Below are 20,197 nucleotides of genomic sequence, written 5' to 3' on the forward strand. Positions count from 1 at the left end.
TTCCTTGATTCCGTCGACCGCCTCGATCCGTGCCCGCCTCCCGCCGTCGCGGGAGCGGACGGCGCCGCACAGGTCAGCCGGCGCCTCCCCGGCCCCCAGGCTCGTCAAACGAGCAGGTCCAGGGGAGCTCTGCGAGCGCGACCGTCACGCCGCCGCGCGCGAGCTTGCCCGCGCAGAGCCTGCCGCCCGCGGCCACCGCGGCGCGCTCGCACACGTTGTCGACGCCGACCGTCTGCGCCACGAACGCCGAGGACGAGAAATCCCCGGGCTGCGCCGCGAGTGCGTCGGCGGTAAACGCCTCGAGGGCGACGCCGCGGCCCGCGCACCATTCGACCAGCCCCGGCTCATCGCGCTTGAGCTCGATCGTCGCCGCCGCGCCGAGCGAGTCCGGCAGGATGCCCGCCTCGGCGCACGCGGCCCGAAACGCCCCCTCGATCGCGTCCGCCGATGCGCCTCGGCGGCACCCCATGCCCGCCACGATGCAGCGCGGGACCACGTGGAGCGCTCGCTCACCCGGGCGCGCGGCCGGCGACACGATGACGTGCGCCTCCGCACGGGAGGGCGCACGGCGCACGCGTGCGGGCAGGGGGCCCAAGACCTCGGCGTCGCACCACAGCGCAACCTCCCCGCCCGCAAGCAGGCGGGCGGACACGTCCTTGATGCGCTCCGGCTCGCCGATGGCCATGCCGCGCGAGACCGCCCAGGTGTCGACCGCCCACACGCCGCGCCCATCGGTCGCCGTCGTGACGACGGGCGCGGCGCCGACGGCGCCGGCGAGCTCGCGGGCGAGCGCGTTCGCGCCGCCCACATGGCCCGACAGGATCGGGATGCACCAGCGCCCGCCCTCGTCCATCACGATGACGGCGGGGTCGGACACCTTCGACCGCACATGCGGGGCGATCGCCCGCACGGCGATGCCGGCCGCGCCCACGAACACGAGCGCATCAGATGCGGCGAACGCGTCGGCGCACCACGGGGCGAGCGGGACCCTGTCCGCACCGAAGCCGCGGGCCAGGCTCCACGCGTGACCCGGCAGGGCGGCGCGGGCTCGATCCGCCAGCGCCTCGCCCGCAGCCGTGAACGCGATGCAGGCGATCCTCATGGGCGCACCACCACGGTCGTGAAGTAGCCGCTCTCCTCGGGCGCGTCGGCCAGCGTGCGGAAGACGCGCTCGCCGGCCATGCCGCAGTCGGTCACCGCGGACGCGCGGTCGAGGACGTCTGCGCGGGCCAGGTCGCGCTGCAGCTCCCCCAGATGGCCCCCGGCCTTCATGAGGACCTTCGTGCCCGGCCAGGCGAAGGCGCGCTCCGCGTCCGCGCACGCGGCGGGCACGATATGCAGCGGCGTGTCCATCCGCGGCGTGAGGTCGGCGCCGAGCGTCGCCGCGACGGCGCAGAAGCTTGGCACGCCGGGAACGGTGCGGACCTCGAAGCCCCGCTCGCGCACGGCGGCCGCGATGCGCTGGAACGTGGCGTAGATGCTCGGGTCTCCGAGGTTCAGCAGCGCGACATCCAGGCCGCGCCCGAGCCGCCCGACGATCTCGTCGACCGCCCGAGCATGCCGCTCCGCGCGCCGCGCGCCCTCGCCCCCCATGGAGAACCTCAAGGTCAGGATCTCCTTGCCCGCGAGGTCGACCGCCGCGCGCGCGATATCGAGGGCCACGGTCGCGCCGCCCGCCGTCTGCGGGGTCGCCACCACCGGGCACGCCTCGATGGCGCGCATCGCCTTGATGGTGATGAGCTCGGGATCCCCCGGGCCCACGCCCACGCCGAACAGGATGCCGTTACCGTCTGCCATATTCGCTCCTCAACGTTTCGCACAGACCGTGTGCGCCGGACGTGGAAAACAGCTCGCCGCGCACCTGGCTGAACACGATCGCGGCGATCTCGCACGCGGGCCGCGACCCGGCGTCGCAGCCGAGCGCCACGCGGTCGCGCAGATGCCCCTCGAGCGCGCGCGTGAGGCTTTCCAGCACCTCGTCGAGCACGCCGGCGCGCTCGACGACATCGAGCATCGCATCCGTCGTGGCCGCATCCATGATCTCGCGCGCCACCGGGCCCGCGGCCCCCGCCAGCGCGGCGTGCGCGCACACAATCTCGGCCCGTCCGTCGGCCACCCGCGAATGCGTGTCCATGATGCCGCCCGCGACCTTGACCATCTTGCCGATATGGCCCACCACGAGGATGCGCTCGAACCCGCAGGCGACCGCCGCATCGAGCGCGGCGCCCATGAAATTCGAGCAGGCCACGACCGGGGCGCGCCCGGTATCGAGGTGCCCGGCGAGGTAGTCGTACCCGTAGTTTCCCGGGACGATCACCAGGGCGCGGCAGCCCAGCGCGGCGTGCTGGCGGATCTCGAGCTCGATGCTCTCGCGCAGCGCGGCCAGGCTGCGCGGCTCCACGATACCGGTCGTCCCCAGAATCGAGATGCCACCCTCGATGCCGAGCTTGGGGTTGAACGTGCGGCGGGCGATGCGCTCCCCCTCGGGAACCGAGATCGTCACCTTGAGCCCGCCCGCATAGCCGCGCTCGCGGCACACGTCGCGCACCGCCTCGGTGATCATCGCGCGGGGCACCGTGTTGATGGCCGCCGCCCCCACGGGCTGGTCGAGCCCCGGCTTGGTGACCCGGCCCACGCCGACACCGCCCTCGATGGCGACGCCGTCGCGTTCCGCGGCCTCGACCTGCGCGCAGACGAGGGCGCCGTCCGTCGCGTCGACGTCGTCGCCGCCGTCCTTGCGGATCGCGCAGCGCGCCCAGCCCGCGCCCGCCCGCGCGTCGAGGACCTCGGACTCCACACGGACGCCCGCCGGCGTCACGACGGCCGCGGACGCCGGGGCCGCGCCGTCGAGCAGAAGGCGGGTCGCGGCCTGCGACGCCAGGGCGGCGCACGTGCCCGTGGTATAGCCGCAGCGCAGGCGCCTGCCCGCGCTCACGCGGTACAGATCAAGCGCCATCGTGCGCTCTCCTGAACCCTGTGGAGAACCCGGGGTCGTACAGGCGGCTGCGATCGTAGGACCCCTCGAGCACGCGCCCGACCACCACGAGCGCCGTGGAGCGGATGCCGTGCGCCGCGCCCGTCTCGGCGAGTGTGCCGACGCGGCAGCGGATGACCTCCTCGTCGGGCCATGTCGCCTTGTACACGATCGCCACCGGCTCCTCGGGCGACCTGCCGGCCGCGAGCAGCTCCTCCTGCAGCCGCTCGAGCATGCCCGCGCTCAAAAAGATCACCATCGTGGAGCCGTGGGCGGCGAGCGACCGCATGTCCTCGCCCGCCGGCATGGGCGTGCGGCCCTCGAGGCGCGTCAGCATCACCGTCTGGCTCACGCCGGGAAGCGTCAGCTCCTGCCTGAGCGCCGCGGCGGCCCCGCAGAAGCTCGACACGCCCGGCGTCACGTCGAAGGGGATGCCGCGCGCCGCGAGAGCATCCATCTGCTCCTGGATCGCCCCGTACACGCTCGGGTCGCCCGTGTGCAGGCGCACGACCTCGCGGCCTGCCGCATGCGCGCGCTCCATGACGGCGACGACCTCCTCGAGCGTCATGGTCGCGCTGTCGTGGACCTCGCAATCGGGCCGGCATGCGTCGAGAAGCTCGGGGTTCACGAGGCTTCCCGCCCAGATCACCACGTCCGCCGCGCGCAGCAGGCGGTCTCCGCGCAGGGTGATGAGATCGGCCGCTCCGCTGCCCGCTCCCACAAAGTGCACCATGGCAATCCCCTTTCGTCGTTATCGTGAGGGCATTGTAGCGCAGCGTGCGGACACGGCGCGCATAAAGCCGTGCGCGCATGCGGGGCTCCCGATCAATTTCGCCGTCATGCTGCACAAAATCGAATAAGCAGGTATGATGGAGGCGGTACCGTACTGCTACCACCGATTCGAGAAGAGGAACGGCCGGCGCTCGTACCGCCGGTATCGTCAAGGGAAATCAGGTGCGAATCCTGAGCAAGGGCCATTACTGTGAGAGGCACACGCCTCAAGCCAGACTGCCTTGCCGTTCCTTGCGGTGCAACGCAACACCGCGACGTTCGACTCCGTGAACCCCGGAGGGCGTGCGTGCATATCCGTCTTTTCGCCCCGTGTGGGCAAACGGCCCGATGCAACGCCCTTCACCTCGTGAAGGGCGTTTTTCTTTTGCGGTCCAGGCAGGTGTACGAGAACGCGCGGTACCGGTCGCTGTACACCAGACAGAAAGGATCGCACCATGGTAGACCAGCACCTGACCAGGCGCGCCCTCGTGGGCACGGCGGGCGCAGGCGCCCTCGCGGCGGCCGCAGCGCTCGCCGGATGCTCGAGCGCGGGCGGCGAGGCGGGCTCTTCCGCAACATCCGAATCGCAGGGCAAACCCGTCATCCTCGTCGTGAGCTTCGGCACGAGCTACAACGCGAGCCGCCACATCACGATCGGCGCCATCGAGGACGCCATCCGCGAGAAATACGGGCACGAGTACGACGTGCGCCGCGCCTTCACGGCCGACACCATCATCGACATCCTGAAGGAGCGCGACGGCATCGAGATCGACAACGTCGAGGGCGCGCTCGACCGCTGCGTCGCCGACGGCGTGAAGACGCTCGTCGTCCAGCCCACCCACCTCATGGACGGCTTCGAGTACACCGACCTGGCCGATGCGCTCGAGGAGTACGCCGACAGGTTCGACGCGACCGCGCTCGGCGCGCCGCTGCTCGACGCGCCCGAGGACTTCGAGGCCGTTGCCGCCGCGCTCGGCGACGCCATGGCCTCCTACGATGACGGCCAGACGGCCTTCGTCTTCATGGGCCACGGCACCGAGGCCGACGCCAACGCCGACTACGCCACCATGCAGGACACCTTCACCGCGCGCGGCATGGGCGCCTACTTCGTGGGCACGGTCGAGGCCGAGCCCACCTGCGAGGACGTCATCGCCGCGGTCCAGGCCGCAGGCTACAGCCGCGCCGTCCTCTCGCCGCTCATGGTCGTCGCGGGCGATCACGCCACCAACGACATGGCGGACACCGGGGACCCCGAGTCCTGGGCCTCCAAATTCGCCGCGGCGGGCATCGAGACCACATGCCTGCTCGTCGGCCTCGGCCAGTACGCCGCCATCGACGAGATCTACGTCGACCACGTCGAATCCGCCATCGCGACCCTGTAAGGACACGCCATGATCAAATCTTCGCTGCTCATCATCACGGCCCTCGCGGGCACTCTCGCCCTGGCGGGCTGCTCGACGGCATCCGAGACGCCGGCCGATACGGGGTCCGCGCCCGCGCAGACCGCCTCCGACGACCAGGAATCCGGGCCCGTCACCGCGGACATGCTGGTCGACGGCACCTACGAGATCTCCGTCGACTCGAGTTCGAGCATGTTCCGCATCGTGCACGCCGAGCTCACCGTGGCGGACGGCCAGATGACCTGCGCCATGACGCTGGGCGGAACCGGGTACGAGAAGCTGTTCATGGGCACGAGCGACGAGGCCGCGTCGGCCTCCGACGACCAGTGCCACTTCTTCGTCGAGGGCGACGATGGCTCCTACACCTACACCGTGCCCGTCGCGTCTCTGGACGAGGAGTGCGACTGCGCCGCATTCAGCATCCGCAAGCAGAAGTGGTACGACCGCTCCCTCGTGTTCGAATCGGGCGACCTCCCCGAGTCCGCGTTCCGTTCCGCCTAGGGGAAGATGGTCGCCATGCTCATCGCTTCCCGCTCCCCCCGGGCCCGTCGCGTCCCTGGGATCGGCGCGCTTGCCGCCGCGCTGCTGTGCGCGCTCTGCCTCGCGCTCGGCGCATGCGGAAGCCCTGCCGGCTCTTCCGGCTCCGGGCTGGCGGACGGCAGCTACACGATCGATGTGTCGCTTGAGGGAGGCACCGGTCGCGCGCAGGTCGCCTCCCCCGCCGCCGTCAACGTTGAGGACGGCGCCATCACGCTGACGCTCGTGTGGTCGAGCTCGAACTACGACCTCATGGTGGTCGACGGGACCGAATACGCCCCGACGACCACCGAGGGCGGCTCCACGTTCGACATCGAGCTGCCCGAACTCGTGGATTCGCTTGCCGTCCAGGCCGAGACCACCGCCATGGGAGACCCCCACCTCATCGAGTACACCATCGAGCTCGATACGGAATCGCTCGCGCCCGCCGACGGCTCGGCTGGGCCCCAGGCGGCGGAGACGGACGAATCGTCCGCGGCGGCGTCCGGCGCCAACGTCGCCGAGTTCCACAACACCGATCTCGGGTGCAGCCTCGAGCCGACCGGGTCGCTGGAGCTCCAGTACGCCACGAACTTCACCGTCGACACCTTCGAAGGCGGCCTCAGGCTCGTCTGCATCGCCAACGGCGAGCGCTTCCTCGTCGTGCCCGAAGGCTCTACGGCCCCCGACGGACTGGCCGATGACATCGCCGTGATCCAGTTGCCGCTCGACAACGTCTATCTCGTCTCATCGAGCGTCGCCTGCCTTATCGACGAGCTCGGCGCCATCGATGCGATCGGCACCACGTCCATCAAGCAGGACGGCTGCCCCATCGAGGGCCTGGCGCGCGCCTACGAGGCGGGCGCCGTGAGCTACGGCGGAAGCTACGACACACCCGATTTCGAGCTCATCGCCGGCACGGGCTGCACGCTCGCCATCGAGAACACCATGATCAACCACAATCCCGACGCCAAGCAGAAGCTGCGGGACCTGGGCATCACCGTGCTCACCGAGCAGTCGAGCCGCGAACCCGAGGCGCTGGGGCGTCTCGAGTGGATCAAGCTGTTCGGCGTGCTGTTCGGCAGGGAGGCCGAGGCGGACGCGTTCTTCGCGCAGGCCGCCGAGCGCGTCGAGGCCGTCGCCACCAAAGAGCCGACCGGCAAGACCGTCGCGTTCTTCTACATCAACTCGAACGGCGCCGCCGTCACCCGGCGCTCGGGCGACTACGTGGCGCAGATGATCGAGCTCGCCGGCGGCACGTATCTGTTCTCCGACCTCACGGGAGAAGACGGCACCTCCTCCTCGACCGTCACGCTCGAGATGGAGGAGTTCTTCGCGACGGCGCGCGACGTCGACGTCATCATCTACAACAGCACGATCGACGGCAGCGTCTCGAGCCTGTCCGACCTGCTCGCCAAAAACCAGCTGCTTGAGCAGTTCTCCGCCGTGCAGGAAGGCAACGTCTGGACGACCGACCAAAACATGTACCAGCAGATGACCAACACCGCGGGCATCATCACCGATATCCACAACGTGCTCGTCGGGGACACCGACGACCTCACCTACCTCAAGCAGCTGAGCTGATCCGCGCACAACAGCCACGGGCCAATCTGCCCCGCCCTCGGCGCCTTTGACACGGGGGCGTCGAGGGCGGGGCGGATTGGCGTCGCGCCCGACCCGTCAGCGGCGCCTGCTGTGGGAGTTGCGCCAGATCTCGCGCCCCAGCATGAGCGCGAGCACGAGCGCCGACAGGTACCCCAGAAAGCCGATGACGGGAATGCCGAAGATGACCGGCTCGATCTTGGCGTAGTAGACCACCGATGAGCCGATGAACAGACCGGCGATGACGATGGCCATGGACATGCGGTCGACGATGCCGCCCACATGGCGCAGCACGCGCTCGCTGCCCAGCACCTGCGTGTTGATCTTGAGCTGGCCGCGCGTGAGCATGCGCGAGGCCAAGCCGAGCTGGTCGGCCGCCTCGAGCAGGCCCTTCGCCGCCCGCACCGACGCGTGCGCCATCTCCTCGGCGGTCTCGGCGGCGCGGGTGAAGGAGCTCTTCTCGTTTTTGATATGGGCCGAGATGATCTCGACCATGTTGACCTCGGGCATGTACTCGGACAGCAGACCCTCGAGCGTCACCATGCCGCGCGCGAACATCGTCACGACGCTCGGCAGCTCGACGTCGTTTTTGCGCGCCAGGCTCACGAGCGATGTCAGGAACTCGCCAATATCCAGGTCCTTCAGGTTCAGGCCCGCGAAATCCGCGACGATGAAGTCGAGATCGGACAGAAACGTCGAATGGTCGAGCTCGGACGAGTCCCCGCGCGTGACCGCGAAGCGCATCAGGGAGTCCTTGAGCTTGGCGACGTCGTTCTCGGCGACCGAGAAGATGATGTCCTTCACGATCGCGCGGTCGTGGCTGGACATGCGCCCCACCATGCCCAGGTCGATGAAGTAGACCACGTTGTCCTTCAAGATGATGTTTCCCGCATGCGGGTCGGCATGGAAGAAGCCGTCGTCGAGCACCTGCGTCGAATAGTCCTCGACGATGCGCGCGCCGATCTTCTCCAGGCTGTAGCCCGCCTCGGAGAGCGTCAGGGGGTCGGCGATCGAGATGCCGTCGATGTAGTCCATGACGACGATGTGCTCGGTGCAGTACTGCAGGTACGACCGCGGGCACGAGATGCCGCGCGTGTCCTTGTGGAACGTGTAGAAGTCGTCGAGGTTGCGCGCCTCCATGAGGAAGTTCGTCTCCTCGCGAAACGACTGCCACAGCTCCTCGACGACGCCCTGGAGGTCCACGAACTGGTCGGTCTTCACGAAGCGCGACGCCGTGCGCACGATGGAGCGCATGATGTCGATGTCTTGCGCCATGACCTGCTGGGCACCCGGGCGCTGCACCTTGACGGCGACGTCCTCGCCGGTCAGCAGCCGCGCGCGATGGACCTGCGCGAGCGAGGCGCTTCCCAGCGGCTTGCGGTCGATCCACTCAAAGACCTCGGCTGTCTTGCGGCCGTACTCGGCCTCCAGGCAGTCGCGAATCACCCAGAACGGCACCGGCTCCACGTCGGTGCGCAGGCGCCTCAGCTCGTCACAGAACCGCTGCGGCAGGATCTCGGAGCGGTTCGCGAGAATCTGCCCCATCTTGACGAACATGGGGCCGAGCTCCTCGATGAGGCAGCGCAGGCGCACCGGCGTGATGTTGTTCCACGCCTCGTACTTGCGCACGAGGTTGAAGATCTCGGCGATGCGGCGCCTGCGCCCCTTCGCCGTGAGCTGGAACTCCTCGGCAGGAGCCATGACCTCCGGCTCATCCGGAAACTCGTCCTTTGCCCGCGCGCGCCTGTGGCCCAGGCGCGCCATGAGCTCCTCGTCCTCGAAGACGATGGTATCGTCGGGGTCCAGTTTGTCCCGTTGTGGGCTGATGGTGTCGACTCCTGCCATGATGAATGCTTACGCGTCCTGCTCCGTCTCGGGCGCACTCGAGCCCTCGGCCTCCGTTGCCTCCTGCTCGACCTCGACCGCCTCGACCTTGACCGACACGGTGTCGTCGTCAACCGAGTCGACCAGATCGCGGACGTGCGCCATGAACTCGACGCGCTCCGCCTTGGTCATCGCGCGCACGCGCGCCAAGATGAGCTCGTCGAGGATGCGCTCGGCGACGGTCTCGCCCTGGGTGTTCAAGCGGTCGGTCACATCCGAGAACGCACCGCCGGCGCGCTCGAAGATGTCGGACATGGAGCGCGCGAAATCGGGCGTCGAGGAGTCGCGGCGGACCTCCTCGCCCTTGGCGGACAGGCTGTCGAGCACCTCCTTGCCCTTCTCGGCCGTGAGCGCAGCCGCTCCAAAACCGATGTTCACCATATTGTTGACGAGGTCTTCGAACTTCGTGGCCATGTGAGCCTCCTTATTCCGAACCGTGCCGGGCATTCGTCTGCTCGCCACGTGCGTATTGTCTTCTTGTACCCCGAACCGCCTTGTTAGTTGTCCGACATCGCGAAAGCGTTTTTCATCGCGAGGCTCGTGGTGAAGAGCACGCGGCCGAGCAGGTCGTCGGTCTCGCGCTTGAGGTCCGCCGCCATGCGGTCGTTCGCCTCCGCGAGCGCCGCGCTCACCTCGTCGCGGGAAAGCTTCTCCACCGCGGCGTCCGTCTCGCGCAGCAGGCGGTGCGCCATGCCGCCGATCTTCTCCTGATAGCGCTCGATATGGGCGGAGTTGTCGTGGAAGCGGGCGTCGGCGAGCGCCGCGATGATGCGGTTGGCCCAATAGAAGCTCTCGGACGTCACGCGCTCCGTCGTGTTCTCCAGGTACTCCGGCATGCGCTCGACGTTCGCGTAGAGCGGCACGAGCGCGTTGAACACGTTGGAGCCGAAGGCCATCCACTGCACGCAGGCGTTCTCGTACGCAACGTAGGGGCGGATCTGGAGCACCGCGAGCTGGCCGTTGCGGTTGATGCCGATGGGGCGGTACGCGCCGCGCGTGGCGTCGGTGCCGCCGCGGCCGTAGCAGTCGTAGGGCGTGCCCTGGTAGTGGGCGGACAGCACGTACTTCACGTCCTCGATCGTGATCTTGCGCTCGGGCACACGGCTCCAGGGGATGTCGTCGGACTCGGGGCCGAAGGCGGCGTCCGGGCCGTCCCAGCCGTCGCCCGGGTTCAGGCAGCGCTGCATGTACCAGGCGCGCGGCGTGTTGTACACGTGGTCGGAATCGGAATGGGAGCCGAAGGCCTCGCGCGGGTTGAAGATGTCGCCAGCGAGCAGGCCTTCGCGAACGTCGTCCACGAAGTTGTCGAGGTCGTCGAGCATGTCGTCGTCGGCGTCGAACAGCGCGTCGGCCAGCTCGTCGTAGATATCGTCCAGCGTGTCGTCGACCACGTGCGGCGCGAGCATGGTGAGGTTCAGGTGGTTGGCCTCCATCCACGCACGCAGATCGGCGCTCGCCATGTGCTCGACCTGATCGCCCTCGGCGTCCGCCAGGTCGAAATAGTCGATGCCGAGCTGGTTCGGCATGGTGACATAGGCGTCGTCGGGCACGCGCTTGGCGATCCAGTGATGGCCGCCGATGGTCTCCAGCCACCAGATCTCGTCGGCATCCGAGAACGCGATGCCGTTCATCTCGTAGGTGCCGTACCGCTCGAGCAGCTCGCCCAGGCGCTTGACGCCCTCGCGCGCGGTGCGGACGTAGGGCAGCACGACGGTGACGAAGTCCTCCTCGCCGAGCCCGCCGGGGACCGCGGGCACGTAGCCCTCCTCGCCCTCGGTGCCACGGGCGGGCGCATACTCCACGAGCGGGTCGGCGCCCAGCACGCGCTCGTTGCTCGTGATGGTCTCGGTGGCTGACATGCCCACGTTGGCCTCGTTGAAGCCGGCGGCGGCCCAGATGCCGTGGCCGGGCAGCGCGTCGGGCACCGAGCTGTAGCGCATCGGGTCGTCCGGCAAATCGAAGGTGAGGTGCGAGGCCGTCGCGGTATAGGTGCGCGGCTGGTCTGCCGGCATGACCACGGCCATGCGCTTGGGCTCGAACTTGCCGCCGGGCGAGTCCTCGTTGCGCGCCACGATCGTGGAGCCGTCATAGCTCGCGAGCTTACCTACCAGAATCGTCGTGCAGGCCATAGCTGGTGATCCTCCTCGTCCGGCCGGACGCGGGATGCGCCGGCCATCGGTATGCCGTCCGCACTAGTGTAACGCCTCGTCCGGACACGCGGCGCGACAGCAAGGCGGAGTCGTCACGCCGGCCGGCTTCCGCGCATAGAGGGCACCTCGGCTTCCTGACGTGACAATGGCTCCGTCTTGTTGTCACGAACGAGGTGCACGGGCCCCTACAGCCCGTGCTGCAGCTTCGCGGCAAGCACCACGTTGCTCATCAGCATCGCGCGCGTCATGGGGCCCACGCCGCCGGGCACCGGCGTGATGGCGCCGGCCACGAGCTCGGCCGAGTCGAAGTCGACGTCGCCGCAGAGCTTTCCCGCCTCATCGCGGTCCATGCCCACGTCGATGACCGTCGCGCCCGGCTTCACCCACGGCCCCTTGATCATCTTGGGAACGCCGCAGGCCGCCACGAGAATGTCGGCGCTCTGGCAGATGCGCGCGAGCTCATGCGGGTCGGTGCGGGAATGCGCGACCGAGATCGTCGCGTTGCGGGCGAGCAGCATGAAGGCCATCGGCTTGCCGACGATCGACGAGCGGCCGACGATCACCGCGTTTTTGCCCGCCGGATCGATCTCGTACTCGTCGAGCATCTCCATGATGCCCGCCGGGGTGCAAGGGCGCAGGCCCTCGAGGCCGCGCACAAGCCGGCCCATGTTCATGGGATGGAAGCCGTCGACGTCCTTGTTCGGGTCGATGGCCGCCACGACCTGCTCGGTATCGAGGTGCGCCGGCAGCGGCATCTGGACGAGGATGCCCGTGACGTCCTCATCGGCGTTCAGGCGCCCGATAAGCTCCATGAGCTCCTCTTGCGACGTCTCGGCGGGCAGCTTGTAGTCAAAGGAGCGGATGCCGCACTGCTCGCAATCGCGCAGCTTGGAGCGCACGTAGGTGGCCGAAGCCTGGTCGTCGCCCACGAGCACCACGGCGAGCCCGCACGAGATGCCGCGACCGCCGAGCTCGGCGACCTCCGCCGCTGCGCGCTCGCGCACCTTCGCCGCCAACGCCTTTCCATCGATAATCGTCGCCACGGACCGTTCCTTTCATCTGTGTTCTGGAAACCGTTTCCCAAGGGAGCTGCCGATCGATCGCGTTCACGGCGCCCGGCACGGGGCCGACGCCGCGGAATGGATTGATCGGTGGTTCCCTAGGGAAACGCTGATCAATTGCTCTCGCGGCGGTCGGTTCCGTGGCGAGGCGGATGCGGACGAAGGCGAGGAAGGCGCAGCTGCGCTGCGCCGACGCAGCCTGAGCCCGCAGGCGCCCGGCACGGGGCCGACCGGTGCGGAATGAATTGGTCAGCGTTTCCCTAGCCTACTACGAAACGGGCGCGACCGCCCTCGGCGTCGCGCATGTTTCGATTTGACGCGCCCTCTTGCCACGGCCCGCCCGCAACGCAAGCGGCCCGGGCAGCTCAACCGCCCGGGCCGCATATCCAGCGATCGGAGGCCTATCGCCTAGAACAAACCGGAGATGACGCCGTTCTCGTCGACGTCGATGTTCTCGGCTGCCGGGACCTTCGGCAGGCCCGGCATGGTGAGCACCTGTCCGGTCAGCGCGACCACAAAGTGCGCGCCGGCGGACACCTTGAGCTCGCGCACCGTGATGCGGAAGCCCTCCGGCGCACCGAGAACCTTGTCCTGATCGGTGAAGGAGTACTGGGTCTTCGCGATGCAGACGGGCAGGTTGCCGAAGCCGTTCTCACGCAGCTGGGCGAGCTGGCGCTTGGCAGCGGGCGTGAAGTCGACGCCGTCGGCACGGTAGACCTTGGTCGCCACGGCCTCGATCGCATCGGCGATGTCCGTGCCGTCCTCGTAGGAGAAGCGGAACTCGTTCGGCTGCTCGACCAGGCGCATGACCTCGTCGGCGAGCTCGAGTGCGCCTTCGCCGCCCTTCGCCCAGACCTCGGAGAGCTTGACGTTGACGCCGAGTTTCTTGCACTCCTCCTCGATGAGGGCGAGCTCGGCCTCGGTGTCGGACGGGAAGCGGTTGATGGCCACGACGCACGGCAGGCCGTAGACGCTCTGGATGTTGTCGACGTGGCGCAGCAGGTTGGGCAGGCCGGCGCGCAGGGCCTCGAGGTTCTCCTCGTTGAGGTCGGCCTTGGCCACGCCGCCGTTGTACTTGAGCGCACGGGCGGTGGCGACAATCACCACGGCGTCGGGGGAAAGCCCGGTCATGCGGCACTTGATGTCGAGGAACTTCTCCGCACCCAAATCGGCGCCGAAGCCCGCCTCGGTGATGGCGATGTCGCCGAAGCGCATGGCCATGCGGGTGGCCATGATGGAGTTGCAGCCGTGCGCGATGTTGGCGAACGGGCCGCCGTGCACGAAGGCCGGCGTGTGCTCGAGCGTCTGTACGAGATTGGGCTTGAGCGCATCTTTGAGCAGGGCCGCCATGGCGCCCTGGGCCTTGAGCTCGGAGGCGCGCACCGGGCGCCCGTCGTAGGCGTAGCCCACCACGATCTCGCCCAGACGGTTCTTGAGGTCGGTGATGGAGGTGGACAGGCACAGGATGGCCATGATCTCGGAGGCGACGGTGATGTCGAAGCCGTCCTCGCGGGGCACGCCCTGGGCGCGCCCGCCGAGGCCGTCCACGATATGGCGCAGCTGGCGGTCGTTCATGTCCACGGCGCGCTTCCAGGTGATGCGCTTGGGATCGATGCCGAGGGCGTTGCCCTGCTGGATGTGGTTGTCGAGCATCGCCGCGAGCAGGTTGTTGGCGGCGCCGATGGCGTGGAAGTCGCCCGTGAAGTGCAGGTTGATGTCCTCCATGGGGATGACCTGGGCGTAGCCGCCGCCCGCCGCGCCTCCCTTGACGCCGAACACCGGGCCGAGCGACGGCTCGCGCAGCGCCACCGCGCTCTTGACGCCGCGGCGGCGCAGGCCGTCGGCCAGGCCGATCGTCGTGGTGGTCTTTCCCTCGCCCGCAGGGGTGGGGTTGATGGCGGTGACCAGCACCAGCTTGGCGTCGTGGTCCGTCGGCTCGTTCAGCAACGAATAGTCGATTTTGGCCTTGTCGAACCCGTACGGGATGACGTACTTCTCATCGACGCCCGCTTCGCGAGCGACCTCGATGATGGGAAGCGGCTTGACGGAATGTGCAATCTCGATGTCTGACAACATGGCGGACCTCCCTGACGCGCCTTGTAAAACAGACGACTAGCATACAACGAACACGGCCGGTTACGAAGAACTCCTCCGTAACCGGCCAAATGTATAAACCGAAAGTAACCTACGCATCTGCAGGGGGCTCGATACCCAAGTGATCGAACGCGACGGCTGTGGCCACGCGTCCCTGCGGCGTCCTCACGATCAAACCGCGCTGCAGCAAATAGGGCTCGTACACGTCCTCCATCGTGTTGGGGTCCTCGCCCACCGCGCTCGCCAGCGTGGTGAGGCCGACCGGGCGGCCGCGGAACGTCTTGACGAGCGTCTCCAGGATGCGAATGTCCATCCAGTCGAGACCGAGCTCGTCGATCTCGAAGAACGAGAGCGCCTCGCGCGTGATGGGATAGTCGATATGCCCCCCGCCGCGCACCTGCGCGTAATCGCGCACGCGCTTGAGCAGGCGGTTCGCCAGGCGCGGCGTCCCACGCGAGCGGGACGCGATCTCGCAGGCGGACTCGTGGTCAATCTCCACGCCCAGAATGGTCGCCGAGCGCACCACGATATCGGCGAGGTCGGCGATGGAATAGTAGTCGAGGCGGAACGAGATGCCGAAGCGGTCGCGCAAGGGGCCGGTGAGCATGCCGGAGCGCGTCGTCGCTCCCACGAGCGTGAAGTGTGGGATGTCCAGGCGGATCGATCGCGCCGCGGGGCCCTTGCCGATCACGATGTCGAGGGCGAAGTCCTCCATCGCGGGATAGAGGATCTCCTCCACCTGGCGGTTCAGGCGGTGGATCTCGTCGATGAACAGCACGTCGCCGGGCTGCAGGTTCGTGAGGATGGCAGCCAGGTCCCCCGTGCGGGCGATAGCGGGGCCCGACGTCGTCTTGATCTGAGCGCCCATCTCGTTCGCGACGACCGCGGCGAGCGTCGTCTTGCCGAGGCCCGGAGGACCCGAAAAGATCACGTGGTCGAGGCATTCGCCGCGCGACTTAGCCGCCTCGATGAGGATGCGCAGGCTCTGCTTGATATGGTCCTGCCCGCAATAGTCGCCTAGGCGCTGCGGGCGCAGCGAGCGCTCGACGTCCAAGTCCTCGGTGGTGAGGTTCCCGGTGACGAAGCGGCCGTTCTCGTGCCCGCCTGTTGCCGAAGACGGGTGCGGGGGCGCCGCATCGGCCCACAGGTCTACCGAATCATCTGCTTCCCACATCATGCATCCATTCCGAGACGCTTCAGCGCCGCGGTCAGAAGATCCTCGACGCGCATGCCGTCCCCATCATATCCGGAAAGCGCGAGGTCGACCTCCTGCGGGCTGAATCCCATGGACAGCAGCGCGGCGCGCGCGTCGTCGATCGCGGAGGGCGCGGGTGCGGGCGCGAGCGGCAGCTGGCCGGCTGCGGGGATATCGGCCGCCAGCAGGCCGTGGTCCTTGGCGAAGACGCTCTTGAGCTCGAGGATGAGGCGCTGGGCGGTCTTCTTGCCCACGCCGGGCACCGTCGCCATGCCCTGGTCGTCCTCCGCCATCACCACGCTGTAGAGCTGGGACACGGTGAACTTCGACAGGACCGCGAGCGCGAGGCGCGGACCGACCTTCGAGACGGACACGAGCCGCTCGAACATCGTGCGCTCCTCCTTGGTGGCGAAGCCGAACAGCGTCATGGCGTCCTCGCGCACCTGCAGGCGCGTGAACAGGCGGCACTCCTCGCCCGGCGCGGGCAGGGACGTCGCCGTCGTCCCGGATATCCCGAGCTCGAACCCGACGCCGCCGACGTCGACGACCGCCACGCTCGGCGTCGCCTCGATGAGCGTTCCGCGAATCTGGGTGATCATGAGTAGCCGTTTCCCCTCTTCTCGACATACGACCAGCCGCTCAGGGCAGCGGTTCGACGTTGGTTGGCATGGCAGATGGCGCAGGCGAGGGCGTCAGCGGCATGGTCCGGGCGCGGGTCGTGGTCGAGGTGGAGAAGATTGCGCACCATGTACATGACCTGGCCCTTGTCGGCAGCGCCGGTGCCCACGACCGCCTGCTTGATCTGCATGGGCGTGTACTCGCCCACCTCGACGCCGCACAGCGAGATCGCGACGAGCGCCGCGCCGCGCGCATGCGCCGTCGGGATGGCCGAGCGGACGTTCGCGCCGAAGTACACGCCCTCGACCGCCGCCTCCTGGGGACGGTAGCGCTCCACCACCGCCGTCAGGTCGTCGGCGATATGGCGAAGGCGCACGGCCAGGTCGCTGCCCGAAGACGTCTGGATGCAGCCGTATGCGCGGCAGCGCACCTCGCCGCGGCGCTCCTCGACCACGCCCCAGCCGGTGTTGGCGAGACCGGGATCGATACCCAAGATGACCATGCGCACCTCCTCACGCGTGTATGTTCGAACATCTGTTCTACTATACCATGAGAGCCGGTCCCGCATGGACACATTTTTCCATCTCGCGCCCGCCCTCCGCATGCAAGAAACAGGTACGTCCCCCTCTTGCAAAAATGCATGCGGGGGACGTACCTGTTTCTTGCACTTTTGCATGGGAGGCGCACCTCGCGGGGCGGCATCAGTTCTGGGAGAAGAAGGGGTACTGCCTGATATGGCTGCCGAACGCCTGCTGGGCGTCCGCATCGGGCACCTGCCCGTCGGAAGCGGAGTTCAGCATGGACCGCAGGCTGCTCTCGAAGCGCTCCATGTTCTCGCGCATGCGCTGCTGGCCCTCTTCGCTCATGAGCTCCTCCTGCTGCTCGGGAGACAGGCCGAGTAGGTTTCCCAGAAGGCCGAGGATCTCGCCACGCACCCGCTCGCTGTGCGCCTCGCCGAGCGACTCGACGTGCTTGACGCCCTCGCGGGCGACGTCGACCACCGTGCGGGGCTCCTCCCCATGACGGCCCAGATCGGACCAGCTGAGCATGGCGGGCCAGATGCGCTCGCCAAACGAGCGCGGGGACACCGCCGGGATCATGGGCAGCGCGCGGCGCGCCATCTCCGCCCGCCTCGTCAGCATGAGCAGGATGGCGGCCCCTTCCGGCGAGGTCTTGTACAGCGGAAGCTCCTCCAGCACCCGGTTGCGGTCAACATGCGCCTCGAGCGCGCCGTCAATCTGCGTGGGTTCGAGCGTCGCCAGAAGCTGCGCCATGCGCTCCGTGTAGACGGGGTCCTCGCGGCACGACATGATCGCGTGCGCAAGGATCAGCCCCATGCGCTCGGCAACCGCCTCGAGCGTGACGACCGAAGGCGGCAGCACCGACGAGACCCGCATGCGGTAGCGGGCGAGGAACTCGAGCGATGTCAGGTAGACGTCGCCGAACGGGGCGTCCACGGCAAGGGACGCGCCGGAGCTCAACGCGGCGGCGGGCGCGAGCGCCGCGTCGGTCTTGGTGAGCGACGACAGCATGCAGGCGTCCATCTCGTGCGCCACGTCCGCCAGGTACAGCGCGTCGATGCCGATCCGCAGGCGCCCCGCGTCGCGCGCGGGGACGTCGCGGTCCATCCAGCGCGAGATATCGCCCTGGGAGCGCTCGACCAGCCGGATGTTCAGATTGGCGGCGAGCTGTCTGACGCACTCCATGCGCTCGCGCTCCTGCGCCTCCTGCTGCGGGGTGAACACATCGGAGCGCTCGAACGCCACGCCGACCACGTTGCGCGGGCCGAGCGCGTCGACGGCGAGCACGGCGAGCAGGCTCGACGGAAGATCGCCCTCGAGCGCCAGCGCCGCGCGCGCACGGCCGCTCGCCTGCACCGTGTCGCGCACATGCAGGCGAAGCGCCTCCCAGATCCACTCCTCGCGGAAGAAGCGCGGCAGCTCGTGCGCATCGAGCGCCGGCACGATCACGCCGCGGCTGACCTCCTGGATCAGCAGGTCCTCCTCAAAGCACGGCGAGCAGGCGACGACGCGGCCCGAATCGTCCATCACGAACGACCCGCCCGTGTAGACCGTCTCGTCGAACGCGCCGACCGGCGCCATGCAGGCGAGCCACACGCCGTTTTGGGACGCGACCTCGGTGAAGTGCCCGTCGGCCACGCCCGCCACCGCGCAGGTCTCCTCGTTGTAGGCGTTGAAGCCGCTCATCTGGAAATAAATCGCCACGTCGCATCCGCGCGGCAGCTGCGGCATGTCGCGCTCCAGGTCGAAGACGGCGGCCACGCGCGAACCCGCGACGTCGAAGACCGCCGGCTCCCACACGCCGACATCGAACCTTCCCGTGCGCAGGGAGAACATGGTGCGCAGCGGCAGCACGCGGCCCTCGCGCAGCAGAAACGCCTCCACGAAGGGGGTCTGCTCGATGGCGACCACCGCGGGAACCAGACAGTCGACGCCGAGGTGCTCCACCCTCCGGGCCACATCGGCAAGACCGCCCACCAGGTCGTTCTCGTAGTTGGGATAGTCAACGAGCGTCGTCGGCTGCATGCCGCCGAACAGCGGGACCGGCGCGCACAGCAGGTTCGCACCGGCGCGCGCGGCGAGCTCCGCCTGGTCGGCGATCCGCGCGCACGTGCCCTCTATGTCTCCAAGGCGCATATCGATCTGCGCCAACGCAAGCTTCATCGGATATCCCCTCATCACATCACTGCATCCATGATAGCCGCTCGACGCCCGCCCGTAGGCGAGCGCGCGACAATAAGCGAAGGGCCGCCCGCACGGGACGGCCCTTCTTTGCACGGCACGCGGCGATCCCCCGCCGCAGGTGGCGACGGGATGCTACATGCTTAGAACTTCGCGCTCCACAGACCATGCAGGTTGCAGTACGCATAGATGGTACCGGACTTCATGCCGCCGGCAAAGAACGTGACCGGCGTCTGGCCGGGCTTGAGATAGTGGACCTCGAGACGGTCATCGGCCTCGAGCGCCACCCACTCGATGTAGTGCTCCTCGACCATGGGGTGCTCGACCTCGCCGATCTGCACATGGATGATGTGCCCGTCGCGCTGCAGGTCGACAGAGGGGACGTGCTTCTCGGTTGCGGCGTCCACCGTGTTGGGCTCGAGCGCGGTGAAGCCCTCGGGCACCGCCTCGCCCTTGATGTTCGCCAGGAAATTGCCGTTCTCATCCTTATAGAACGTAGCCATGTCGGCTCCCTTCGTTTCGTCGTTCGTTCACTCGGGCTTATTATGCCCACGCGAACGACGGGCATACACCGGACGCGGTTTGCCCACAAGTGAGGACGGATTGGCGAAGGCGGCCTCAAGAAACCCCTGGTCGTTGCGCTCGCGCCGCGCAGCACGGTGGCGCGGATTGAACCGATCGGTGACTCTCGGAGCCTACTTGACCGTCAGCACCGGAACGTCGACCGAGCGCAGCACGCCGAAGCTCACGCTGCCGAGCATGCCGCGCAGGGCGCCCAGGCCGCGCCTACCCATGACGACCAGGTCGATGCCGTGGTCGGACACGTACTCGGCGATTCCCTCGACCGGGGAATTCGCGACCTTCGCGTTGGTCACGATCTTGCACTGCGCGTTGTCGAGGGCGTCGTCCACGACGTTTTGGATGTCGGCGCGCACGCGATGGACGATGGCGCCCATCATGCTGTCGTAGTCCACCGAGCTGGCCATGATGGACGAGTCGTCGAAGGCGCCGCCGGCGAGCATGGGCATCGACACGGCGTTGAACGACACGACCGAGATCACGTGGACCGTGGCATCCGGGTCGTCGCCCACCATCCCGAAGGCGATATGCAGCGCGCTTCTCGCATGATCGGACTCGTCATAGGGAACCAACACGTTCTTGAAGAACATAGGCGCTCCTTCCCTCGCGAACGAACACGGACCTCACCCGCCTTTATACCCGCCCCGCGGA

The 20,197-nt window shown here is 68.1% G+C and carries 18 protein-coding genes and 1 riboswitch; of the genes, 3 read left to right on the forward strand and 15 right to left on the reverse strand.

The genetic code is table 11. The features are described 5' to 3' along the window. Positions 1 to 73: 73 nt before the first annotated feature. The 4 genes from B5F74_RS04600 to cobM are packed head-to-tail and all read right to left on the reverse strand — an operon-like array spanning position 74 to position 3,707. Positions 74 to 1,102 carry a cobalamin biosynthesis protein gene (locus tag B5F74_RS04600; protein WP_087200438.1) on the reverse strand — a complete coding sequence of 343 codons (1,029 nt, stop codon included), beginning with the start codon at positions 1,100 to 1,102 and terminating at the stop codon, positions 74 to 76. Next, the gene (gene cobI, locus B5F74_RS04605; protein WP_087200441.1) at positions 1,099 to 1,797 is read right to left on the reverse strand and encodes a precorrin-2 C(20)-methyltransferase; all 699 of its coding nucleotides are present in this window, start codon (positions 1,795 to 1,797) and stop codon (positions 1,099 to 1,101) included. The genes B5F74_RS04600 and cobI overlap by 4 nt, the downstream gene beginning before the upstream one ends. Beyond that, complete coding sequence (cbiD, locus tag B5F74_RS04610) at positions 1,784 to 2,956, reverse strand: cobalt-precorrin-5B (C(1))-methyltransferase CbiD (RefSeq protein WP_087200443.1); 1,173 nt, start codon at positions 2,954 to 2,956, stop codon at positions 1,784 to 1,786. Before cbiD ends, cobI begins: the two co-directional genes overlap by 14 nt. Next, entirely contained in the window at positions 2,946 to 3,707 is a 762-nt protein-coding gene (cobM, locus tag B5F74_RS04615) for a precorrin-4 C(11)-methyltransferase (protein WP_087200444.1), read from the reverse strand. Before cobM ends, cbiD begins: the two co-directional genes overlap by 11 nt. Positions 3,708 to 3,870: 163 nt before the next feature. Next, positions 3,871 to 4,010: riboswitch (cobalamin riboswitch) on the forward strand. Positions 4,011 to 4,200: 190 nt separating this feature from the next. On the opposite strand from cobM, the gene B5F74_RS04620 reads away from it, so the two are divergent. From B5F74_RS04620 to B5F74_RS04630, 3 genes are read left to right on the forward strand one after another with little or no spacing between them, the layout of a single operon-like run. Next, on the forward strand, positions 4,201 to 5,127 hold the full coding sequence (locus tag B5F74_RS04620) for a sirohydrochlorin cobaltochelatase (protein ID WP_087200447.1): 927 nt from the start codon (positions 4,201 to 4,203) through the stop codon (positions 5,125 to 5,127). A gap of 9 nt (positions 5,128 to 5,136) precedes the next feature. Continuing rightward, entirely contained in the window at positions 5,137 to 5,646 is a 510-nt protein-coding gene (locus tag B5F74_RS04625; protein WP_087200449.1) for a hypothetical protein, read from the forward strand. Between the two features lie 15 nt (positions 5,647 to 5,661). After that, positions 5,662 to 7,245 carry an ABC transporter substrate-binding protein gene (locus B5F74_RS04630; protein WP_158095695.1) on the forward strand — a complete coding sequence of 528 codons (1,584 nt, stop codon included), beginning with the start codon at positions 5,662 to 5,664 and terminating at the stop codon, positions 7,243 to 7,245. Positions 7,246 to 7,341: 96 nt separating this feature from the next. On the opposite strand, the gene B5F74_RS04635 is transcribed toward B5F74_RS04630, so the two are convergent. From B5F74_RS04635 to B5F74_RS04685, 11 genes are all read right to left on the reverse strand, one after another. Further along, a complete protein-coding gene (locus tag B5F74_RS04635; protein ID WP_187119145.1) occupies positions 7,342 to 8,964 on the reverse strand; it encodes a lipopolysaccharide core heptose(II) kinase RfaY in 1,623 nt (540 codons plus the stop codon). Positions 8,965 to 9,117: 153 nt separating this feature from the next. Next, positions 9,118 to 9,561 (reverse strand): hypothetical protein, encoded by a 444-nt coding sequence (locus tag B5F74_RS04640; RefSeq protein WP_087200455.1) that lies wholly within the window; start codon positions 9,559 to 9,561, stop codon positions 9,118 to 9,120. An 83-nt stretch (positions 9,562 to 9,644) separates the two neighbouring features. After that, positions 9,645 to 11,276: a C69 family dipeptidase gene (locus B5F74_RS04645; protein ID WP_087200457.1), complete on the reverse strand. Its 1,632-nt coding sequence runs from the start codon at positions 11,274 to 11,276 to the stop codon at positions 9,645 to 9,647. A 206-nt stretch (positions 11,277 to 11,482) separates the two neighbouring features. Then, positions 11,483 to 12,340 carry a bifunctional methylenetetrahydrofolate dehydrogenase/methenyltetrahydrofolate cyclohydrolase FolD gene (gene folD / locus B5F74_RS04650; RefSeq protein ID WP_066833837.1) on the reverse strand — a complete coding sequence of 286 codons (858 nt, stop codon included), beginning with the start codon at positions 12,338 to 12,340 and terminating at the stop codon, positions 11,483 to 11,485. Positions 12,341 to 12,766: 426 nt separating this feature from the next. Then, positions 12,767 to 14,434, reverse strand: a complete 1,668-nt coding sequence (locus B5F74_RS04655) for a formate--tetrahydrofolate ligase (RefSeq protein WP_087200459.1) — start codon at positions 14,432 to 14,434, stop codon at positions 12,767 to 12,769. A gap of 109 nt (positions 14,435 to 14,543) precedes the next feature. Further along, complete coding sequence (gene ruvB, locus B5F74_RS04660) at positions 14,544 to 15,626, reverse strand: Holliday junction branch migration DNA helicase RuvB (RefSeq protein ID WP_087200461.1); 1,083 nt, start codon at positions 15,624 to 15,626, stop codon at positions 14,544 to 14,546. Next, positions 15,626 to 16,246, reverse strand: coding sequence for a Holliday junction branch migration protein RuvA (gene ruvA, locus B5F74_RS04665; protein ID WP_087200463.1), 621 nt, complete (start codon positions 16,244 to 16,246; stop codon positions 15,626 to 15,628). Before ruvA ends, ruvB begins: the two co-directional genes overlap by 1 nt. Further along, a complete protein-coding gene (gene ruvC / locus B5F74_RS04670; RefSeq protein WP_066833849.1) occupies positions 16,243 to 16,767 on the reverse strand; it encodes a crossover junction endodeoxyribonuclease RuvC in 525 nt (174 codons plus the stop codon). Before ruvC ends, ruvA begins: the two co-directional genes overlap by 4 nt. Positions 16,768 to 16,966: 199 nt before the next feature. Next, complete coding sequence (locus B5F74_RS04675) at positions 16,967 to 18,949, reverse strand: hypothetical protein (protein ID WP_087200465.1); 1,983 nt, start codon at positions 18,947 to 18,949, stop codon at positions 16,967 to 16,969. 161 nt (positions 18,950 to 19,110) lie between these two features. Beyond that, the gene (locus B5F74_RS04680; RefSeq protein WP_066833855.1) at positions 19,111 to 19,470 is read right to left on the reverse strand and encodes a desulfoferrodoxin family protein; all 360 of its coding nucleotides are present in this window, start codon (positions 19,468 to 19,470) and stop codon (positions 19,111 to 19,113) included. Positions 19,471 to 19,662: 192 nt separating this feature from the next. After that, positions 19,663 to 20,136, reverse strand: coding sequence for a universal stress protein (locus tag B5F74_RS04685; RefSeq protein WP_066833858.1), 474 nt, complete (start codon positions 20,134 to 20,136; stop codon positions 19,663 to 19,665). Positions 20,137 to 20,197 lie beyond the last annotated feature (61 nt).

Source organism: Collinsella sp. An271 (assembly GCF_002159695.1).
Taxonomy (GTDB): Bacteria; Actinomycetota; Coriobacteriia; order Coriobacteriales; family Coriobacteriaceae; genus Collinsella; species Collinsella ihumii.